The sequence below is a fragment of the Vibrio sp. Vb1026 genome (genome assembly GCF_033338745.1).
Classification (GTDB): Bacteria; Pseudomonadota; Gammaproteobacteria; order Enterobacterales; family Vibrionaceae; genus Vibrio; species Vibrio alginolyticus.
On the sequence record NZ_JAWOTH010000018.1, the window covers coordinates 49,265 to 69,188 of the forward strand.

The window sequence follows — 19,924 nt, forward strand, 5'->3', positions numbered from 1 at the left end:
TACTTATGACTTGATTATTCCACTACTCTTTCGATGAGCAGTTGAGGTTTAAAAGTACTAGCTCTCGAAGTGCTACAGAGAACTTAGCAAATTCGTGTACTGAGCCAACTTTGAACTCGTTTAAGATACTCTCCCAGCGGTGCAACGATTGCTCGTTAGTTTCAATCCAATCTTCTAACGCAGCCATCACGTCAAGCTCTTCGGTTGAGCAGCCACAAGTCAGTACCTGAGCGGTAAGTTGACGTTGTTGCCAGTCCAGATCTTCACGGAATGCCGCTCTAGCAAGTGCTTGCCAGTTGTTATCAACGGCTTGGCTATTAATTTGCTTCAAGAACCAATGCAACGATAAACGGTCACCCAAGTTAAAGTAGAGTTTCGATGCTTGCTCAACCGTTTTACCTGTTTCACTTGCTACTGATGAAATATCCAGTGCAGATTGTAAGCTTGATAAGCGGGCAACTTGGTGAGCGAGTTTCTCTTCAACCCCTTTCTCTATCCAACCTTGAGCCAAGTCATTGTGTTCTTCAACTTCAGACTCAACTAACATAGTGTCTAGGGTTTCAGTGATAACATTGACATCTTGCTTGTAGATAGCAATCAACTCACCGACCGTGCATTTGCCGCTACGGTTACGAAGCAACCAGCGTGCAATTCGACGCAGTGCTCGGCGCACGTAAAACATAATTTCGTATTGAGCTTGCGCTGTCGCAACGTTATCAAGTTTGCGAGTTTGCTTGAGGATTTCTTCTAAATCAAAGATTTCTCTAGCCGCACTGTAAGCGTTGGCAATATCGACAACACTTGCACCTGTTTCTTCTTGCAAACGAGTAACGAAGTTACAGCCCATTTCATTAACCATCTGGTTAGCCAATGCTGTAGCGATAATTTCAGCTCGCAGTGGGTGATTAACCATTTGATCTTTATAGTTACGTCGTAACGCACTTGGGAAATATTCAACAAGTTGTTTTGCATGGAATTCATCATTTGCGATTTCATCCGTAACAAGTTGCTGTTTAAGTACCATTTTACCGTAGGCAACTAACACTGATAGCTCAGGGCGAGTCAGACCTAGTCCCTGTTTTTCACGCTCGATTAGCGTTTCATCATCAGGAATGTATTCGAGAGCACGGTCCAAGTACCCTGCTTTCTCCATAGTGTGGATGAATCGAATTTGCTCCTTAACAATGCCAACACCTTGCTGTTCAGTAACAGAGATCGACTCCGACTGACGGTAAGCATCATCCAAGACAATTTCACCCACTTCGTCTTCCATAGACTCTAGAATTTGGTTACGTTGCTTAACCGTAAGATCGCCATTTGAAACCAGTCCATTGAGGAAGATCTTGATGTTGACTTCATTATCCGAACAGTCAACGCCACCTACGTTATCAACGAAGTCCGTGTTCACTCGACCGCCAGTTAGTGCGTATTCGATACGACCAAGCTGAGTCATACCCAAGTTACCACCTTCGCCAACCACTTTGGCTCTTAAGTCACGGCCGTCAATGCGCAGCATGTCGTTAGCACGGTCACCAACATCTGTATGAGTTTCTGTCGATGATTTAACGTAAGTGCCGATACCACCGTTCCAAAGAAGATCGACTTTCATTTTCAAGATCATCTTTATCAGATCGTTAGGCGCTAAAGATGCTTTCTTCGTACCTAACATTTTCTGAATTTCTGGCGTCAACTGGATCGATTTTGATCGACGAGAGAAGATGCCACCACCTTGAGAGATCAAGTCTTTGTTGTAATCTTCCCAGCTTGATCTTGGCAAATTAAACAAGCGGTTACGCTCTTCCCAGCTGCTGGCTGAATCTGGATTTGGATCAATAAAGATGTGCATGTGGTTAAACGCAGCTTGCAATCGAATATGCTTCGATAACAGCATACCGTTACCGAACACGTCACCTGCCATATCACCTACACCGATTGCAGTAAAATCAGTGGTCTGACAGTTGATGCCCATTTCACGGAAGTGACGTTTAACAGATTCCCAACCACCTTTTGCGGTGATTCCCATTGCTTTGTGATCGTAACCGTTTGAACCACCTGAAGCGAATGCGTCACCTAGCCAGAAGTTGTATTCTGCAGAAACAGAGTTTGCCAAATCTGAGAAGGTTGCTGTGCCTTTATCGGCAGCCACTACTAGATATGGGTCATCTTCATCGTGACGAACAACGTTTTGTGGTGGTACCACCTCTCCTTCAATGATGTTATCTGACACATCAAGCAGTGCACGGATAAAGCGTTTGTAACAACGCTGACCTTCCGCAAAAATTTCATCACGAGTGGTGAGAGATGGCTGGCGTTTACAAACGAAGCCGCCTTTTGCACCCACTGGTACAATTACAGTGTTCTTAACCTGTTGCGCTTTCACTAAGCCAAGAATCTCCGTACGGAAGTCTTCTTGACGATCTGACCAACGCAAACCACCACGAGCCACTTTTCCACCACGAAGGTGAACACCTTCAATATCTGGTGCGTAAACAAAGATCTCGAATGCAGGTACAGGCTGCGGAATCTCAGGAATATCGCTTGGCTTCATTTTCAAAGATAACCAAGGCTTAGGCTGCTTATTCTCGTCTACTTGGTAGTAGTTGGTACGAAGCGTCGCCATGATCATTTCGATATAACGACGAATAATACGATCATCATCCAAGCTCTCTACACGATCCAACTGCTCTGTTAGCTTTTTAATTAGATCGTTTTGGCCTTTCTCGCTGCCTTTGTGTTTCGGATCAAATCGCTTGGTGAACAGCTTGACTAGACCTGTCGCTAAGTCTGGGTAGTGGCTTAGCGTGTCTTCGATGTACTGCTGACTGAATGGGAAGCCGACTTGGCGCATGTATCGTGCGTAAGCGCGAAGAATGGAAATCTCACGGCCAGATAAAGACGCACCTAATAACAATCGGTTGAAACCATCACTTTCAAGATTACCCGCCCAAATGGCAGCAAATGCTTGTTGGAAACGATCACGAGCTTCACGAAGGTCAACGGTTTTCTCGCTCTTATGCAGCATAGAGAAGTCAAGGATCCAGAAGGTCTGACCGTTGTTTTTCTCGATCTCATATGGCGATTCGCCAATCACACGCAAACCAAGGTTTTCCAACATCGGCATTACGTCAGAAAGGTGAATTGGTTCATCGCGATGATATAACTTTAAGCGGACAGCTTTGGAATCTGCTCCCTCTTCTTGAGGTCGGTAGAACAACATACCAAGTTTATTATCATCACTTAACGCTTCTAAGCGCTCGATATCTGCAACCGCAGAACCTGGCATCATGTCCTCTTTGTATGAGCGAGGGAACGCACTCATATATTCTTTTGAAAGAGGAAGGCCTTTACTTTCACCAAAGTTAGCAATGATGGATTCTTTTAGTCTGTCATCCCAAGAGGTAGAAACTTCCATTAGATTTTGCTCGATCTTTTTCACGTCTACGTCAATGTTGTTATTGTCTACACGAACAATGTAATGTGTTCTCGCTAGTGGGCTTTCTGAGAAGTACGTTGTAAATTCAACCTCTTGCTCGCAACCAAAGTACTGCTTAAGAATGCGTTGAGTTTGACGACGCAATTCTGTGTTGTAACGATCTTTAGTGACATAAACCATGCAACTGAAGAAACGACCAAATGGGTCTTTACGAACAAACAAACGCAGCAAGTCACGATCTTGCATTTGTACAACACCCATTCCCACCTCAAGCAGCTCTTCTTCATTAGCTTGAAGCAACTCGTCGCGTGGGTAGTTTTCTAAGATATTGTGCAATGCTTTGTATGAGTATGATCCGTGGCGGTATCCACTTGCTTCAAGGATACGGTCAACTTTTTCACGGATCAGAGGAATACTTTGTACCGCTTGGTTGTAAACGGCGGAGGTATATAAACCAGTAAAGCGATGCTCACCTATTACTTTACCGTTTTCATCAAACTTTTTAATACCGATGTAATCAGTATAAGCCGGACGGTGGATACGAGATGCTTTGTTACCTTTGGTGATGATCAGAGCGTATGGTTTTTTCGCTTCTAATCGCGCTGAATCTGATAATTCAGAGAGCTTGACGCTACGCACGCGCTTGTCATCAGCAAACAGACCTAGTCCTTTTTCTTTAGCAGGAACAAGTTCGGTATCACCATTGACCTCTTTTAAGTCATAATCTTTATAACCCATAAAGGTAAAGTTATGATCTTCTAGCCAACGAAGAAATGCGATCGTTTCATCCATACGATCAGTTTGGATAGAAACACGATCTTTATTTTTCTCAAGTTCATCAGTAACAAACTTAAGCTTATCAACCATCTGCTTCCAGTCATCAACGACTAAGCGAGTATCAGATAGAATTCTTAACAGCTCTTCTTTAAGCGCTTGCATCTCGTCTTTACTAGTAAGGCGGTCTACCTCTATGTGGAAAAGTGATTGAAGAACACCACCCTCACCGTTTACGTCTGTAACTTGGCCTTTTTTATCACGCTGAATCTGTGTTGGGTTATTCAACATTAGGTGACAAACAAGATCCAAACGTGCTAAAGCCATTTTGACTGAGTCCACTAAGAATGGACTATCTGGAACAACAATTTCTACGATTGTGTGTGTGGATTGCCAGCCTTGACGACTTACGGTCGGGTTAAATACTCGAACCGAAATCTCTTCTGGTTTTTTTTCATTGATATGGTGCCAAAGGCTAACGACAGCACCATAAAGGTCGGATTCGTTTCGCTGAATTAGATCATCATCAGCAATGTTACTGAATAAGTGTTGAGCAAGTTTAGTTACAAGCGTTTGGTGAGAAAGCTCGAGTTTGTCTTGAATCAGTTGGTAAACCTTTTCAAGCAGAACCGGCACTACATTTTCACGCGCGGTCATATTCACACTCCACATTAGAATTGTTGTTTTGTAGGGGGACTTAGTAGCTAGGTTGTTACCTTAGAAACTAAGCATAGGTAATGCATGTGCCCATTGTAAAAGCATAATTACAAATGTTTAACAACTAATCGTAGTGGTAAGAGGTGAAATGTCCGATTCTGTGACTAAGATTCCTATTTAACTCTCTGCAAATACAATACATCACAGAGTTTCTAACTTAAGAAACTTATTATTTTGGTCAGTTGTTAGTCTAAACTGGCCTCTAACGCCCAATTGACTAAGAAATGGTCTAAATCTCGCGGCGGGTAACTGCAAACGCAAACCGTTGTGTGTGACAACTTGAACAACACTTGCCGCACCAGAATAATGAGATAAAAACGTTTGATATGAAATGTTGAGATTGAAGTAGTAATAGTTCATGAAGTGAAAACTAAGTGACATAAACAAATAAGGTGGTCTTAATGACCACCCTATTGTGTTGTTTACTATTCGTCTAGTGCTTTAGTCACTTTTTCGAATAGATCTTTAGCAAGATTATCCATTGCTTTGAGCTTTTCAAGTTCTGCACGAATCATTGCTTGGCGAGCTTCATCGTATTTACGGAACTTAAGCAAAGGATCAATCATTCGAGAAGCTACTTGTGGATTCGAATCATTTAGTTGGCGAAGAATTTCACCGGCAAATTGGTAACCTACACCGGATTTATCATGGAAACGTACAGGGTTCGCACTTAAGAACGAGCCAATTAAGCTGCGCGTACGGTTCGGATTTTTCAAACTAAATGCTTCGTGGTTCATGGTTGCTTTTACTTTTTCAAGAGCATCCTCTGCAGGATTGCTACCTTGCAGTGCAAACCACTTATCCATAACCAAACCATCGTGCTTCCATTTATCGCTATAATCAGCCATAAGTGCTTCACGACACTCGAGCTGAGCGTTATTTGCGGCACTCATCGCAGCAATCGTATCTGTCATGTTATTTGCAGATGCGTACTGCGCGTTGACTAAATCATTACCTTTTTCCGTATATGCTAGGTACTGAAGGCAACGGTTACGTAAAGCACGCTTGCCAATAGCAGCATGGTCGATCGTATACTCTGTTTGCTTAAGCGTGTGATAAGTCGCACTTAGCTCATCTTCTAATTCCTTAGAAAGTGACACTGTAATGCTGTTTAGCACTTTGTCTACGGCATCGATATCAATTTGCTGGTACCAACCAGTAATCTCATTGATTGAAGGCATAGAGAAAACTTGAGCAATGAAAGCAGGCTCAAGCGTTTCATCCAACAGCACACCGCGGAAAGCATCTATCACACCTTCAGAAAGCGATACTTCTTGTCCCGCTTGAACGTTTTTCACATTCTGACGAATGTATTTAGCCAATAGCATTTGGCTAGCGTCCCATCGAGCAAAATCGTTCGTTGCGTGCTTCATCAAGAAGACTAACTCGTCATCGCTGTAATCGTATTCTAATTTGACTGGTGCCGAGAATTCACGCAACAAAGATGGCACTGGCTGTTCTTCGACATTTTCAAATACGAACGTTTGCTTATCTTGTTTAATATCCAGCACGTTATTAACTGATTCACCGTTAATCACCAGTGGGATAACTCGACCTTTCGAATCATACAACTCGATATCGAACGGAATATGCAGCGCTTGTTTTTCTGCTTGGTCTTGCGTCGGCTCCGTAAATTGCTCTACCGTTAGTGCGTAAGTTTTTGCATCAGCGTTGTATTCGCTATTTACGCGCAGCGTTGGTGTACCCGATTGGCTGTACCACAGACGGAACTGTTTTAAATCAACACCGGTGGCATCTTCCATTGCAGAAACAAAGTCTTCACACGTCGCGGCGGTACCATCGTGACGTTCAAAATAAAGTTTCATTCCTTTTTGGAAGCCCTCTTCGCCAAGGAGTGTATGGTACATACGAATAACTTCGCTGCCCTTTTCATACACCGTTAGCGTGTAGAAGTTATTCATCTCAATGACTTTGTCAGGACGAATCGGGTGAGACATTGGGCTTGCATCTTCCGCAAATTGAGGACCACGAATAATACGTACGTTATCAATACGGTTATCAGCACGAGAGCCTAAGTCAGAAGAGAATTCTTGGTCTCGGAATACGGTTAAGCCTTCTTTTAGACTTAGTTGGAACCAGTCACGACAAGTGACACGGTTGCCAGTCCAGTTGTGGAAGTACTCATGACCGATCACAGCTTCGATACCTAAATAGTCACGATCTGTCGCAGTTTGATCGTTCGCCAGCACATATTTTGAGTTAAAAATGTTCAAGCCTTTGTTTTCCATTGCACCCATGTTGAAGAAATCAACAGCAACGATCATGTAAATATCCAGATCGTATTCTAGGCCAAAGCGTTCCTCATCCCACTTCATCGAGTTGATCAGCGATGTCATCGCATGGCCTGCACGATCTAAGTTACCTTTATCAACAAAGATTTCTAAATCAACACTGCGACCTGACATCGTTGTATATTTGTCACGCAATACATCAAAGTCGCCTGCAACAAGGGCGAACAAGTAAGCTGGTTTTGGATGCGGATCCTGCCATTGAACCCAGTGACGACCGTTCTCTGCATCGCCTTCTGCAATTCGGTTACCATTGCTCAGCAAATATGGATAAACCGCTTTATCTGCGATCACTTTTGTTGTGTATTTTGCTAGAACATCCGGACGGTCTAGATAGTACGTGATACGGCGGAAGCCCTCAGCCTCACACTGAGTACAAAATGCGCCGCCTGATTTGTACAAACCTTCGAGTGCTGTATTCGCTTCAGGATCAATTTTGGTGACGATTTCAAGTTCAAACTCGGATGGAAGATCGGTCAGTACCAGCGATGACTCCTTCACCTCGTGATGAGCCCAATCCTCACCATTTACTTTTACAGCGCGTAGCTCAAGCCCTTCGCCATCGAGTTCTAGCGTTGTTGTATCGCCTTTTTGAGCAACTTTTGATACCGCCGTAACGATTGTGTCATTGTCATATAGATCAAAAGTAAGATCGATATCAGTAATCGCATGAGATGGCTCTTTATAATCTTTACGATATTTGGCCAGGGGAGCTTGAGACATGAGCATAAATCCTTGTATGTCGAACAACAAAAATACCAGACTGCATGATCAAAAATGCAGTTCTGGTATCACTATATAAGCTATTTGTAGGGGTTGTGGTATCAGAATACAAGTCTTTCCATCAAAAAACGGAGCTTTTAGTGCTCTAGCTCCGTTTTTTGATTAACATTTAAACAACATTAATGACTTACCGTACGCACGCGTAATTTGGCGCATGTTAAAGGCATCATGGCGTAACTCTATTGAGTACGGCGTACATATCACCATTGGAATCTTCGATCGTTAGCTCATTCTTGTTGAGCTTATACGTGGTTCCATGCTCGCCATTTTCATACAACAGAACCAAAAACTCATCTTCTGTGTAAAACACACCTTGTTTGATGGACTCATCCCCTTCTTCGTTCGAAACCCTAAACATGAACACGAAATCAGGTTGAAGTATCAAATCCATCTGATTAATGTTGTTGGCCACAAGACCGTCGCCAGATACGTGAGAGCTAGACCAAATACCTGCAAGTGAATTGGATAATCCCTTAGTGAAGGTTACACCATTAAGATCAAGCGTATTATGGTTGTTGCGATAGGCATAAATTTGAGGCTCGTCGGTGTTTAAACCAAGAACGATGGTGTCTTCATTTGCGTTATACAGCCCTTCCCAATGGTCAACGGAATAGTCTTTCTTTTGAATATCAATAGAAAAGCTGTAGTCAGAACCTAATGAGAGTTTGATCGCACGAAAGTTTTCAGCCGACTCTTCGGGGTTTGGGTTCATCAAATACCAGTCTCCGATGAGAAACGGCGTGTCAAAGTGACTTAATTCATCTTCTCTGGTGTTTTCTCCACCAAACACACTAAAGCAGCAAAAGCTAAGTAAAATAAAGAACCACTTCATATCGGCATCCTTATCGTTTTCTTTTAGCTTAGCCAGTAGTCCTCACTTTCGCGAAATTTTAGATGTAGATCACGTAAATTATTGGGGGAAAATAAGCGAATATCTTGCTCGATATCGAGACAGCGGAAGGCAAAAAGGCATAAAAAAAGAGTGAATCTGAAAGACTCACTCTTTTTATTCTAAATTGCCAGTTATTATGACTGATTTTCCTGCTTAAGTAGATCGACCATAATCGCGACAGACTCATCTAAATAAACATCAGGAGCCTCGTAGTCTTTTGGTATGTCATCCAATGTTTTGAATGCTTTTTTACCCAAAGCAACTTGACGTTCATTTATGCGTTGTAATCGAAGGGCTTCCGCTTTATCCGATTCAGTTTTACGAACTTTTTCGTTCAAAGACAAAGTATTATCGTCTTTTTCTTTACGATATTTCTCGATGTCTTCATTGATAAAGCGGAACTCCATCTCATCAGAAATACGCTTGTTATGAAGAGCAGTAAGTTTTTCAACTAAGGCGTCGTTACTTGGAAACGTTTGATATTGTGCTTTATCAATCTGATCCCAAGGTAAAGCATTGTCTTCAACACTTTCACCTGTTTCAGAAGCCTCAATTGGCGTTGGGTACGAAATATCTGGTGCAACACCACGATTTTGCGTACTTCCACCGTCAATACGATAAAATTTCTGAATCGTGTACTGAACATAACCTAGCTCTTTATCGAACAGATCATAAATATGATTCAGTGAACGATGTTGCTGAACTGTACCTTTACCGAAAGAGTTTTCACCTAAGATGATTGCACGATTATAATCTTGCATTGCCGCTGCAAAAATTTCAGATGCTGAAGCACTGTAGCGGTTAATCAATACCGTCAATGGGCCATCATAACTCACTTTTCCATCGGTATCGGCATTCACTTTGATGCGGCCATAGCTGTCACGGACTTGAACTACAGGGCCTTCTTTAATGAATAGACCTGTCAATGCCGTTGCTTCTGTTAGCGCACCACCGCCATTGTTGCGTAGATCAACGATTACGCCGTCAACGTTTTTGGTTTTCAACTCAGCTAGTAATTTATCGGTGTCTTTCGATAAGCCGACGTAGAAACTTGGTACTTCTAAAATACCAATCTTCTTACCGTCTTTTTCGATGATTTCTGACTTAACCGCACGATCTTCTAAGCGAACTTTGTCACGAACAATTGTGACAATGTAACTCTTCGCATCGTTACCTTCTGGCAAGATCTGTAGATTAACCTTTGTGCCTTTAGGGCCTTTGATTAACTGAACAACATCATCCAGACGCCAACCGATCACGTCGACAATTTCTTCACCGTCTTGTCCAACACCAGTGATTCGGTCCCCTTCACCAAGTTGCTTACTCTTTGATGCCGGACCGCCAACAACAAGTGAACGAATTACTGTGTAATCGTCTGTCATTTGCAAAACGGCGCCGATGCCTTCTAGAGAAAGGTTCATTTCCGATTGGAATTGCTCGGCATTACGTGGAGAAAGGTAGCTTGTATGAGGGTCAACCTGTCGCGCGAAGGCATTCATATACAACTGAAATGCGTCTTCATTGTTGGTCTGTGTGATGCGCTTCATCGCGTTGTTATAACGCTTCTCTAAAACTTCTTTAATCTCTGGCCACTCTTTGCCAGTCAGTTTCAGATTTAACGCGTCATATTTCACACGCTTGCGCCACAACTCGTTGAGCTCTGCTTCGTCTTTTGGCCATGCGGCTTCAGAGCGGTCTAACTCTATCTCGTCATCGGTATCAAACTTGATCTCTTCATCGAGTAGAGTTAACGCATAAGCAAAACGATCGAAACGCTTCTGCATTGAGAGGTTGTAAACATCAAAAGCAATTTGGTTGTTGCCCGATTTAAGCTGATCATCAAGCTCGACTGACCAATTTTTAAATGAATCGATGTCTGCTTGAGTGAAAATATTTCTATTGTAATCAAGCAACTCTACATAGCGTTCAAAGATCGCTTTAGAGAAATCATCATTGAGGCTGAAGTGCTTATAATGAGAGCGGGTAAATCGCGAGGTGACTCGCTTGCTAGCTGTTTCATGCTGAACTTCAGGAGAAAGAACCGGCAGGTCATCTTTATGTAGTTTGGCTTCAAGAGCCTGAGCTGATGCTGCTAGCCATAAGCTAGCAGCAATCAGGGTCACTTTTGAACGGCAATTCATGCGTAGGAGTATCTCCTTTATGCGCGCAAGTGCTCCGCTTTCACAACCATTTGTAGGCCGTTAGCAAGTTGAACACGTACATCATCCTTATTGATTTCAACAATGGTCGCTGCCATGTTTCCTTTGCCCATGTTCACGTTAACTGCGTTACCTACTGTGATTTCATCAGCATTTAGAGCGCGCGTTTCTACAGGCTTAGTTGGTTTTTGTACTTTTGGTTTATTAGTACGACGAGGCTGTTGAGGCTTTTTAGCCGCAGGTTTCGCTTTCGCCTTACCCTCTTCACGAGCTTTTTGTGCTTGTTCTTTACGACGAGCCTGAACTTTCGCCTTGCTTTCTGCAAGTGTCGCTTTCGCGTGTTCAACGTGCTCTTCTTCTAGCTCACCACAAGGGTTGCCATCTAGGTCTACACGTACTGCACCTGGTTTTACACCGTGTAGGTAACGCCATGATGAAGTGTACTGTCTTAACGCTGCACGAAGCTGTGTTTTGCTTACTTTTTCGTCTTCATTTAGACGTTCCGCAAGATCTTGAAAAATACCAATTTTCAGAGGTTTTGCTTCACCTTCTAAAGTAAAGCACTTAGGGAAACATTCAGCAATATATGCAATAACTTCTTTGCTGTTTTTTAACTTTTCAGTCATGAGGGGTCCTGATTTGAGCGGATTTCCGCGAGCATTAAGAAAAAATATTCTCGTATTATAGTGACATGCCAAGGAAAAACCACACTCGAAGGCTAATTTATGCGTCGTTCGCGTGTGAATTAAGCAGCTTTTCTACTTCAACCATGAAATGAGTGAGACCTTCTTCGTCTGTTTCATTAAATCGGCCAATACTTGGACTATCAATATCAAGTACACCAACCACCTTTCCATTAATAGAAAATGGAATCACAATTTCTGAATTGCTCGCTGCATCGCACGCAATATGCCCCTCAAATTCGTGAACGTCGTATACTCTTTGTATAGTATTAGTTTGTGCAGCAGTACCGCAGACGCCTCGACCCATTGGGATACGAACACAAGCTGGTTTTCCTTGGAACGGACCAAGAATAAGCTCTTCACCTTTTGTTAGGTAAAAGCCTGCCCAGTTAAGATCGTCAAGTTCCATGAAAAGCAATGAGCTCAAGTTTGCTAGGTTCGCAATAAAGTCTGGTTCAGACTCAATTAGAGCAACAGCTTGTTTGGTTAGTCTTTGGTATTGTTCTAAGTTCATATTAACTTCCTACTTACTATAAAAGCTTCCATTCTCAATGTATGGCGCTAAAATGCAGCCCTACTTTATAATAGGACTTATTCTCAATTACAATGCTTCTGAAAAATGACACTATTAGCCGTTCTTGGTTGATAACACAAGTAAAAAAGCACAAGTCCAAGCTGATCATAGCGAACTTGATAGCGGTGCTTGCAACCTTGATTAGTGTTCCAATTCCCCTCCTCATGCCTTTGATGGTTGATGAGGTCTTATTGGACCAACCTGCAAAAGGTTTAGATGCCATGAATGCCATTCTCCCTGAAGCGTGGCACACTCCGACAGGCTATATTTTCTTCACCCTGTTCTTGGTTGTTCTTATGCGAGCTGCGAGCCAAGGATTAAATATCCTTCAAAGCCGACAATTTACGCTTGTTTCAAAAACCATCACGTTTGAGATGCGCAGTAAAATGATCGACAAACTCGGCCGTATCAGCATCCGACAATACGAAACCAAAGGTAGCGGAGGAATCAACGCACACCTTATCACTGACATTGAGACCATTGATAAATTTATTGGTTCTACGTTAGCAAAATTCGTTATCAGTTTTCTGACTGTTATTGGTACTGCTATCGTTCTACTTTGGCTCGATTGGCGACTTGGTCTGTTTATCCTGTTAGTTAACCCTATTGTCATTTACTTCTCACGTAAACTAGGCAGTATGGTTAAACATCTGAAACGGAAGGAAAATCATTCTTTTGAAATTTTCCAAAACCGTTTAGTTGAAACATTAGATGGAATCTACCAACTACGCGCGGCCAATAAAGAGCGAGAATTTCTCCAGCAACTCAAAGACAGTGCGAACCAAGTTCGCGTTGATGCAGACAAGTATGCTTGGCAATCTGAAGCGGCTGGTCGCGTTTCTTTCCTTCTCTTTTTGATCGGCTTTGAATTATTCAGAGCTGTCGCAATGTTAATGGTCATGTTCAGTGACCTTACTATTGGCCAAATATTTGCCGTTTTTGGTTACCTATGGTTCATGCTGTCTCCTGTTCAAGAGTTGCTTGGGATTCAGTTTTCTTGGTATAGCGCTAAAGCGGCATTAAAACGCATCAACGACTTATTAGAGTTAGAAGAAGAGCAGAGACCGGTTCCTAAGGTAAATCCTTTCAAAGAAGGTAGAGAAGTTGATGTTAAAGTAGAAAACATTAATTTCTCTTACAATAATGAAAACAAAGTCCTAGATAATCTTTCTTTACATATGCCGGCAGGAAAGAAAGTGGCGTTGGTTGGTGCAAGCGGCGGTGGTAAGTCAACCTTGATACAATTACTTATTGGGGTTTACCGTCAAAACTCCGGTAGCATTCGCTTTAATGATGAATTAACAGAAGATATTGGTTTTGAAGTAATTCGCGACAAAATTGCCGTGGTATTACAGCAACCTATACTATTTAACGATACCTTGAGGCATAATCTAACGCTTGGTGGGAATTTTGACGAAATGTCACTTTGGCGTGCGCTTGAAGTGGCTCAGCTGCATGATGTAATTTCTCAACTTAACCACGGCTTGGATACTCAAGTTGGTCGTAATGGCATTCGTTTGTCAGGAGGTCAACGACAACGGCTTGCCATTGCTAGAATGGTGCTGAGTAATCCTCAATTTGTTATTTTAGACGAAGCCACGTCTGCGCTAGATACCGCTACTGAAGCGGCTTTACACAAAGCACTGACCGAGTTCTTACGTGGTAGAACAACATTAATCGTTGCGCACCGACTATCCGCTGTGAAACAAGCCGATTTGATCTACGTGCTTGAAGATGGGAAAGTGACGCAAACAGGTACTCATGGTGAGTTAGTTGAGCAAGAAGGCTTATATCAAACCTTATATGGGGGCATACAGTCCCACGCTTAAATCGTTCAAGCTAGAGAGGTCGTTATGACCTCTCTGTCTAAGCACGCCATGCAACCCAATAACGTACGTTTGTGCCAAGGTTGTGAATTGCCTGTCGACATCGTCGACTTACCCCATGGCAAAAATGCACACTGCCCTCGTTGTGGTACACAATTATATCGCGGAGGTAGCCCTAGCCTCTCTGGTAATCTAGCCGTCGCGATAACCTGTATCCTACTATTTATTCCATCGCACTTTTTTAACTTTATTAGCATCCGACTCTTTGGTGTGATGATTCCGGCCACCTTGCCTTCAGGGATGATCACATTGATGGAAGAAGGATTTGTTCTTCTTTCATTGCTCATTCTATTTTGTAGCTCTCTAGCGCCACTGACGGTTTGTGTTTCAGTGGTAACGGCGCATATTTCTTTACATCAACGATGGTTCCGTGGGCTTCGTATCTCACTGTGGCTAATTCAACATTTGAAGCATTGGGTTATGTTGGATGTGTTCTTAGTTAGCATCGCCATTTCCTGTTTTAAACTCCAAGATTATTCCGACATTTTCGTCGGCCCAGGGTTAATTGGTCTGGTTCTTTTGCAGATATTTACCGTTTTGTTAGTTTCAAGAATCAGCGTGCGTCGTTATTGGGAAGCTTGGAAACCAGAAAATTTATATGCTTTTGAGCATAAAGATGTGCATTGCCATGAATGCCACTTGTCCCAGCCTGAAGGTGACCATTGCCAGCGTTGTCATCACGAGTTATATCATCGCAAGCCAAACTCCATTCAGAAAACATGGGCTTACCTCATCGCAGCAACGGTCGCCATCTTCCCCGCTAACCTGATCCCTATTTCCATCTTGCTTACCAATGGTAAGCGTTTGGAGGACACTATTTTTTCAGGCGTGGCTGGTTTGGTAAAAAGCGGCATGTATGGAATCGCTGCGATCATTTTTGTTGCCAGTATCGTTGTCCCGGTGATTAAAATACTTGGGCTCGCCTACATCATGCTTTGCATCCAATTCAAACGTTCGGTGTTTGAGAGACAACGAATGATGGTTTACTTTGTTGTTAAATGGATCGGTAAATGGTCTGTGATGGATTTGTTTGTTATTTCTATCATGATGACCTTAGTCGATCGTGGTCAGATACTGGATTTCACACCAGGATATGGCGCCGTAGCATTTGGTGTTGTCGTAGTGTTGACCATGCTTGCAGCAGAAAGTATTGATCCAAGGCTAATCTGGGACCAAACAAGCCCAAAACAATCAGAAAAAGAGTCAATGAATGAGTGATCAGAACAGTTCTCAAACGTCATACGTACCAGATGTAAAGCGGAGTAAAGGCATATCTCCTCTTTGGCTGTTGCCAATTTTGACCATGGTCTTAGCTGGCTGGCTTGTTGTGAAGTCGATACACGATGCAGGACAACGAGTGCAAATCTATTTTTCTGATGCCGCTGGTCTTGTCGCCGGCCGAACCACTATCCGTTACCAAGGATTAGAAGTCGGCATGGTAAGAGACATTAACCTCACCGAAGATCTCGGCAGTATTTATGTCGATGCTGATATCTATCCTGAAGCTGCAAAGTTACTGAACGATAAAACACGCTTTTGGTTAGTAAAACCAACAGCTAGCCTAACGGGAGTTTCCGGACTGGATGCGCTCGTCTCAGGTAACTACATCTCGATTCAACCCGGAGATGGTCAAGAGTTTGAGACAACATTCCATGCGTTAGACTCTGCTCCAACAGATTTACGCGTTTCTCAAGGTTTGAATATTAAGCTCAAAAGCCGTGATTTAGGTGGTGTATCGGTTGGCTCTCAAATTGTTTATAAGAAAATCCCAATCGGTGAAGTGTACAGTTACCAGCTAGATGAAGATGCAAAATCTATCACTATTCAGGCCAACATTCAGGATCAATACCGACATATCATTAACAACCGCAGTCGATTCTGGAACGTCAGTGGAATTGGTGCCAGCATCGGTTTTGAAGGTGTCGATGTAAGACTAGAAAGCATGAGTGCCCTCCTAGGTGGCGCCATCGCCGTCGACTCTCCGGATGATGGTGAGCCTGTAGAAGAGAACACCGAGTTCCGTTTGTATAAAGATTTGAAAACTGCTGGTCGAGGCATCGCGGTTAAAATCGTCCTACCTGATGACAGCAAGATAAGCGGAGAAGGCGCTCCAATTATGTATCGCGGAATCGAAATTGGCCAAGTTACGGACTTGAGCCTTTCCGAAGGTCGAGAAGTGATATTGGCGTCAGCGGCAATTCAACCCGCTTTTAGTGACATGCTGACGACAGGTACTCGATTTGTTTTAGAAGAAGCAAAAGTGTCCCTTTCTGGTGTTGAAAACATTGCTAATTTAGTGCGAGGAAACTTCTTAACGATCGTGCCGGGCGCGGGTGAACGCTCTCGCCGCTTTACTGCCATTCGTAAAAACGTGTTTAACCAACAGCAAGAAAAGTCCATCGCGATTCGGTTGGTGTCCGACAATTCGTTTGGCCTAGATAGCGGTGCCAATGTACTTTATAAAGGCATCGTTGTTGGTTCAATCATCAAAGTGGGCCTAGTCAAGGAAGATAAAAAATCACAACACGAAGTATTTATGGATGTATTGATTGACCATGAATACAAGCATCTGATCAAATCAAACAATCGTTTTTATGTAACCGGCAGTGCGTCAGCAGAGTTAACTGAATCGGGGCTCAGCGTTACCGTTCCTCCAGCAAAGCAGTTGTTAACCGGGTCAATTAGTTTTGTGAGCGAAGGCAAGCAGGATATTCAAAAAGAGTATCAACTGTTCCAAAATGAATCATTGGCTGAATTGGCGCAGTACAATCAAAGTGGCTCTAGGGCGCTAACACTATTTGCTTCTGAATTGCCGCCGATTTCCAAAGGCAGCCCTCTACTCTATCGTAATCTTCCAGTTGGTAACGTCTCCGATTTCCAACTAGTTGATGGCGGAGTACTAATTAAGGCTACTATCGAAAACCGCTTCGCTTATCTTGTAACGCCACAAACCGTTTTTTGGAATCGTTCAGGGATTGAGATAGATGCATCATTAGCTGGCGTCAGTGTGAAAGCACACCCTTTGAAGTCGTTAATCGAAGGTGGCATCGCTTTTGACTCCGTGCCAGGCGTTGAAAACAAAATCGGAGAAAACTGGAAGCTGTATTCTGATCAAAAAACCGCTCGCAAGTTTGGGCGCGTCATTGCTTTAGAAACCGACGGTTCGCAAGAGATTGCTAAAGGAATGCCGATTGAATATCAAGGTGTTAAAGTTGGTGAAATCACTCTGGTTGTACCGAATTTTCGTCGTAACATGGTTGAAGTCACTGCAAGAATCCTACCTGAATACGTAGAAAACATTGCGGTTGAAGGCTCACATTTTTGGCTAACTGAACCAGAAATTGGTTTAGGTGGCGTTAAAAACCTCGGGGCGTTGGTTTCGAAATCCATCAGTGTTGAACCAGGTAAAGGTAAAGCTAAATTTGATTTTCAATTAGAAAATAGTTCAGAACGCGTGCATGGAATCATGTTTACGTTACAAAGTGAACAAAGAGGCTCAGTACAAGTCGGTACCCCTATTCTTTACCGCCAGATGGAAGTTGGCCAAGTGACCGACGTAAGCCTAGGAGAATTTGCTGATCGCATCCTCACGACTATCAAAATACAGCCTGAATATGCTTACCTCGTTCGTCAAAACAGTGTGTTCTGGAATGTTTCAGGAGTAGATGTTTCCATCGGGCTTACCGGCGCTAACATCAAAGCGGGAACCTTTGATAGTTTAGTTCGCGGAGGAATTGCGTTTTCAACACCAGAGCAATCGACTATTCCACCAGCGGCAAAGAGTGGGCAATCTTTCTTTTTGTATCCACAAGCTGAAGAAGGTTGGACTCAATGGCGTACAGCAATTCCGAAGCCGTAGAATAAAGCTCAATTCACGTACAATTGAAGTTTGATCACTTTAAAAGAGCAGCAATCGCTGCTCTTTTTTATCGCTCGGCCCTTGTCACTATTCGTTTCTGCTTCGCTTTCGTATATTATTTGCCACAAATTCTGCAAACGAGATCCCACATTGCATCCTAATGTTTACATCCCAGACGCGTTTCTGGAAAAAATCCAAACTATCCTTCCTGCTCACCTCAACATGGAAGACTTTATCGCGTCGTGCCAAAAGCCACTGCGCAAAAGTATTCGAGTTAATACGTTGAAGATCAGTGTTGAAGCGTTTCTAGAACGAGCAGAAGCAAAAGGCTGGAAGCTTTCTCCTGTGCCTTGGTGTGACACGGGGTTTTGGATTGAAGCGGATGAGTCAGTTGTACCATTAGGCAACACAGCAGAACACATGTCTGGCTTATTCTACATTCAAGAAGCCAGTTCGATGATGCCGGTATCTGCTCTGTTTATGAATGATGAATCTTACGATGCCGTGTTAGATACCGCAGCCGCTCCAGGCTCAAAAACCACTCAAATTGCAGCTTTAATGAACAACGAAGGTGTACTTGTGGCCAATGAATACGCCGCAAGTCGTGTAAAAGTACTGCACGCTAATGTGGAACGTTGTGGGGTACGTAACGCCGCACTAAGTAACTTCGATGGACGCGTTTTTGGCGGTTGGCTACCAGAACAATTTGATGCGGTTTTGCTCGACGCGCCTTGCTCTGGAGAAGGCACCGTTCGCAAAGACGAAGATGCGATGAAAAACTGGACGCAAGCTTCCGTACTCGACATCGCTGACACACAGAAAGATCTTATTGAAAGCGCCTTCCATGCATTAAAGCCCGGTGGTGTGATGGTTTACTCAACATGTACGCTCAGTACAGAAGAAAACCAACAAGTTTGTCAACACTTGAAAGAAACCTTTGGGGATGCTGTAGAGTTTGAAAGCCTTGAGAACTTGTTTGAAAACGCAGAGGCAGCTCTAACTGAAGAAGGCTTTTTGCATATTTTCCCACAGGTCTACGACTGTGAAGGGTTCTTTGTTGCAAGAATTCGCAAACTGGCTGCTGTTGAGGCGCCAGAAGTCAAAAAGCGCATGGGGAAATTCCCCTTTGCTAAAACTTCAAAAAAAGAATCGACAGAAATTGCTCAACAACTCCAAAGCGCGTTAGGTATTAAACTTCCAAATGACAGTTCTGTATGGCTTCGCGATAAAGATGTCTGGTTATTCCCTAATGCTTTAGAAGCGATGATCGGCGAATTACGCTTCTCCCGTATGGGTATAAAGATCGCGGAAGCCCATAAAAATGGCTACCGTTGGCAACACCAAGTCGCGACTGCCCTGGCGACAGGTTCTGAAAGCAACGCCATTGAACTCAGTATTGAAGAAGCGCGCGAATGGTACATGGGGCGTGATGTTCGCCCACAAACCATTCCTGAGGGAATGAAAACAGGTAAAGGCGAAGTGCTTGTCACCTATCAAGGCGCAGTTATTGGCCTTGGCAAGTGGGTAAGCAACCGAATAAAGAATGGTCTCCCTCGCGAATTAGTACGAGATAAGAACTTATTTTAAAAGACGTAACGAACCATAAATAAATGAAAAGCCATCGTATTTGCGATGGCTTTTTAATTCGTAAGTATGAAAGCAAGTGGGCTCGCTAGCGATCCGGACACGCTGTACTAAACTAGTTGTATCAAAGTAATGCTTTGATGTGGCATTTCTCTCTATGTTCACCAACAAAATTATTGTTGGACAAGTTTAGCGCAGGCTCTGCGGAGCCGTTTCCCCTAGGCCCAAAAAAAGGAAAAGTTTGGGCCGTTTTTTTGGCTGTAGTTCCACT

11 protein-coding genes are annotated in these 19,924 nt (G+C 43.2%); 4 read left to right on the forward strand and 7 right to left on the reverse strand.

Annotated elements, in window-relative coordinates:
* Positions 1-22 precede the first annotated feature (22 nt).
* From R7E47_RS20455 to R7E47_RS20485, 7 genes are all read right to left on the reverse strand, one after another.
* Complete coding sequence (locus R7E47_RS20455; RefSeq protein WP_318085039.1) at positions 23-4,864, reverse strand: NAD-glutamate dehydrogenase; 4,842 nt, start codon at positions 4,862-4,864, stop codon at positions 23-25.
* Between the two features lie 201 nt (positions 4,865-5,065).
* Positions 5,066-5,284, reverse strand: coding sequence for a DUF2835 domain-containing protein (locus R7E47_RS20460; protein ID WP_005377440.1), 219 nt, complete (start codon positions 5,282-5,284; stop codon positions 5,066-5,068).
* 65 nt (positions 5,285-5,349) lie between these two features.
* Positions 5,350-7,956, reverse strand: coding sequence for an aminopeptidase N (gene pepN, locus R7E47_RS20465; RefSeq protein ID WP_025766613.1), 2,607 nt, complete (start codon positions 7,954-7,956; stop codon positions 5,350-5,352).
* Positions 7,957-8,182: 226 nt separating this feature from the next.
* Complete coding sequence (locus tag R7E47_RS20470; protein WP_005377438.1) at positions 8,183-8,848, reverse strand: hypothetical protein; 666 nt, start codon at positions 8,846-8,848, stop codon at positions 8,183-8,185.
* A gap of 194 nt (positions 8,849-9,042) precedes the next feature.
* On the reverse strand, positions 9,043-11,049 hold the full coding sequence (prc, locus tag R7E47_RS20475) for a carboxy terminal-processing peptidase (RefSeq protein WP_053350779.1): 2,007 nt from the start codon (positions 11,047-11,049) through the stop codon (positions 9,043-9,045).
* A 17-nt stretch (positions 11,050-11,066) separates the two neighbouring features.
* Positions 11,067-11,693 (reverse strand): RNA chaperone ProQ, encoded by a 627-nt coding sequence (proQ, locus tag R7E47_RS20480; protein WP_005377435.1) that lies wholly within the window; start codon positions 11,691-11,693, stop codon positions 11,067-11,069.
* A gap of 97 nt (positions 11,694-11,790) precedes the next feature.
* On the reverse strand, positions 11,791-12,264 hold the full coding sequence (locus tag R7E47_RS20485) for a GAF domain-containing protein (RefSeq protein WP_017634278.1): 474 nt from the start codon (positions 12,262-12,264) through the stop codon (positions 11,791-11,793).
* 92 nt (positions 12,265-12,356) lie between these two features.
* Here R7E47_RS20485 and R7E47_RS20490 point away from each other — a divergent pair, with 92 nt between their 5' ends.
* The 4 genes from R7E47_RS20490 (at position 12,357) to rsmF (ending at position 19,656) form a co-directional block, all read left to right on the forward strand.
* Positions 12,357-14,153: an ABC transporter ATP-binding protein gene (locus R7E47_RS20490; protein ID WP_005377431.1), complete on the forward strand. Its 1,797-nt coding sequence runs from the start codon at positions 12,357-12,359 to the stop codon at positions 14,151-14,153.
* A 24-nt stretch (positions 14,154-14,177) separates the two neighbouring features.
* Positions 14,178-15,428, forward strand: coding sequence for a paraquat-inducible protein A (locus R7E47_RS20495; protein WP_213895579.1), 1,251 nt, complete (start codon positions 14,178-14,180; stop codon positions 15,426-15,428).
* Entirely contained in the window at positions 15,421-18,069 is a 2,649-nt protein-coding gene (locus R7E47_RS20500; RefSeq protein WP_017821870.1) for an MlaD family protein, read from the forward strand. The genes R7E47_RS20495 and R7E47_RS20500 overlap by 8 nt, the downstream gene beginning before the upstream one ends.
* A 150-nt stretch (positions 18,070-18,219) precedes the next feature.
* Positions 18,220-19,656 carry a 16S rRNA (cytosine(1407)-C(5))-methyltransferase RsmF gene (gene rsmF / locus R7E47_RS20505; RefSeq protein ID WP_017821869.1) on the forward strand — a complete coding sequence of 479 codons (1,437 nt, stop codon included), beginning with the start codon at positions 18,220-18,222 and terminating at the stop codon, positions 19,654-19,656.
* Positions 19,657-19,924: the final 268 nt, after the last annotated feature.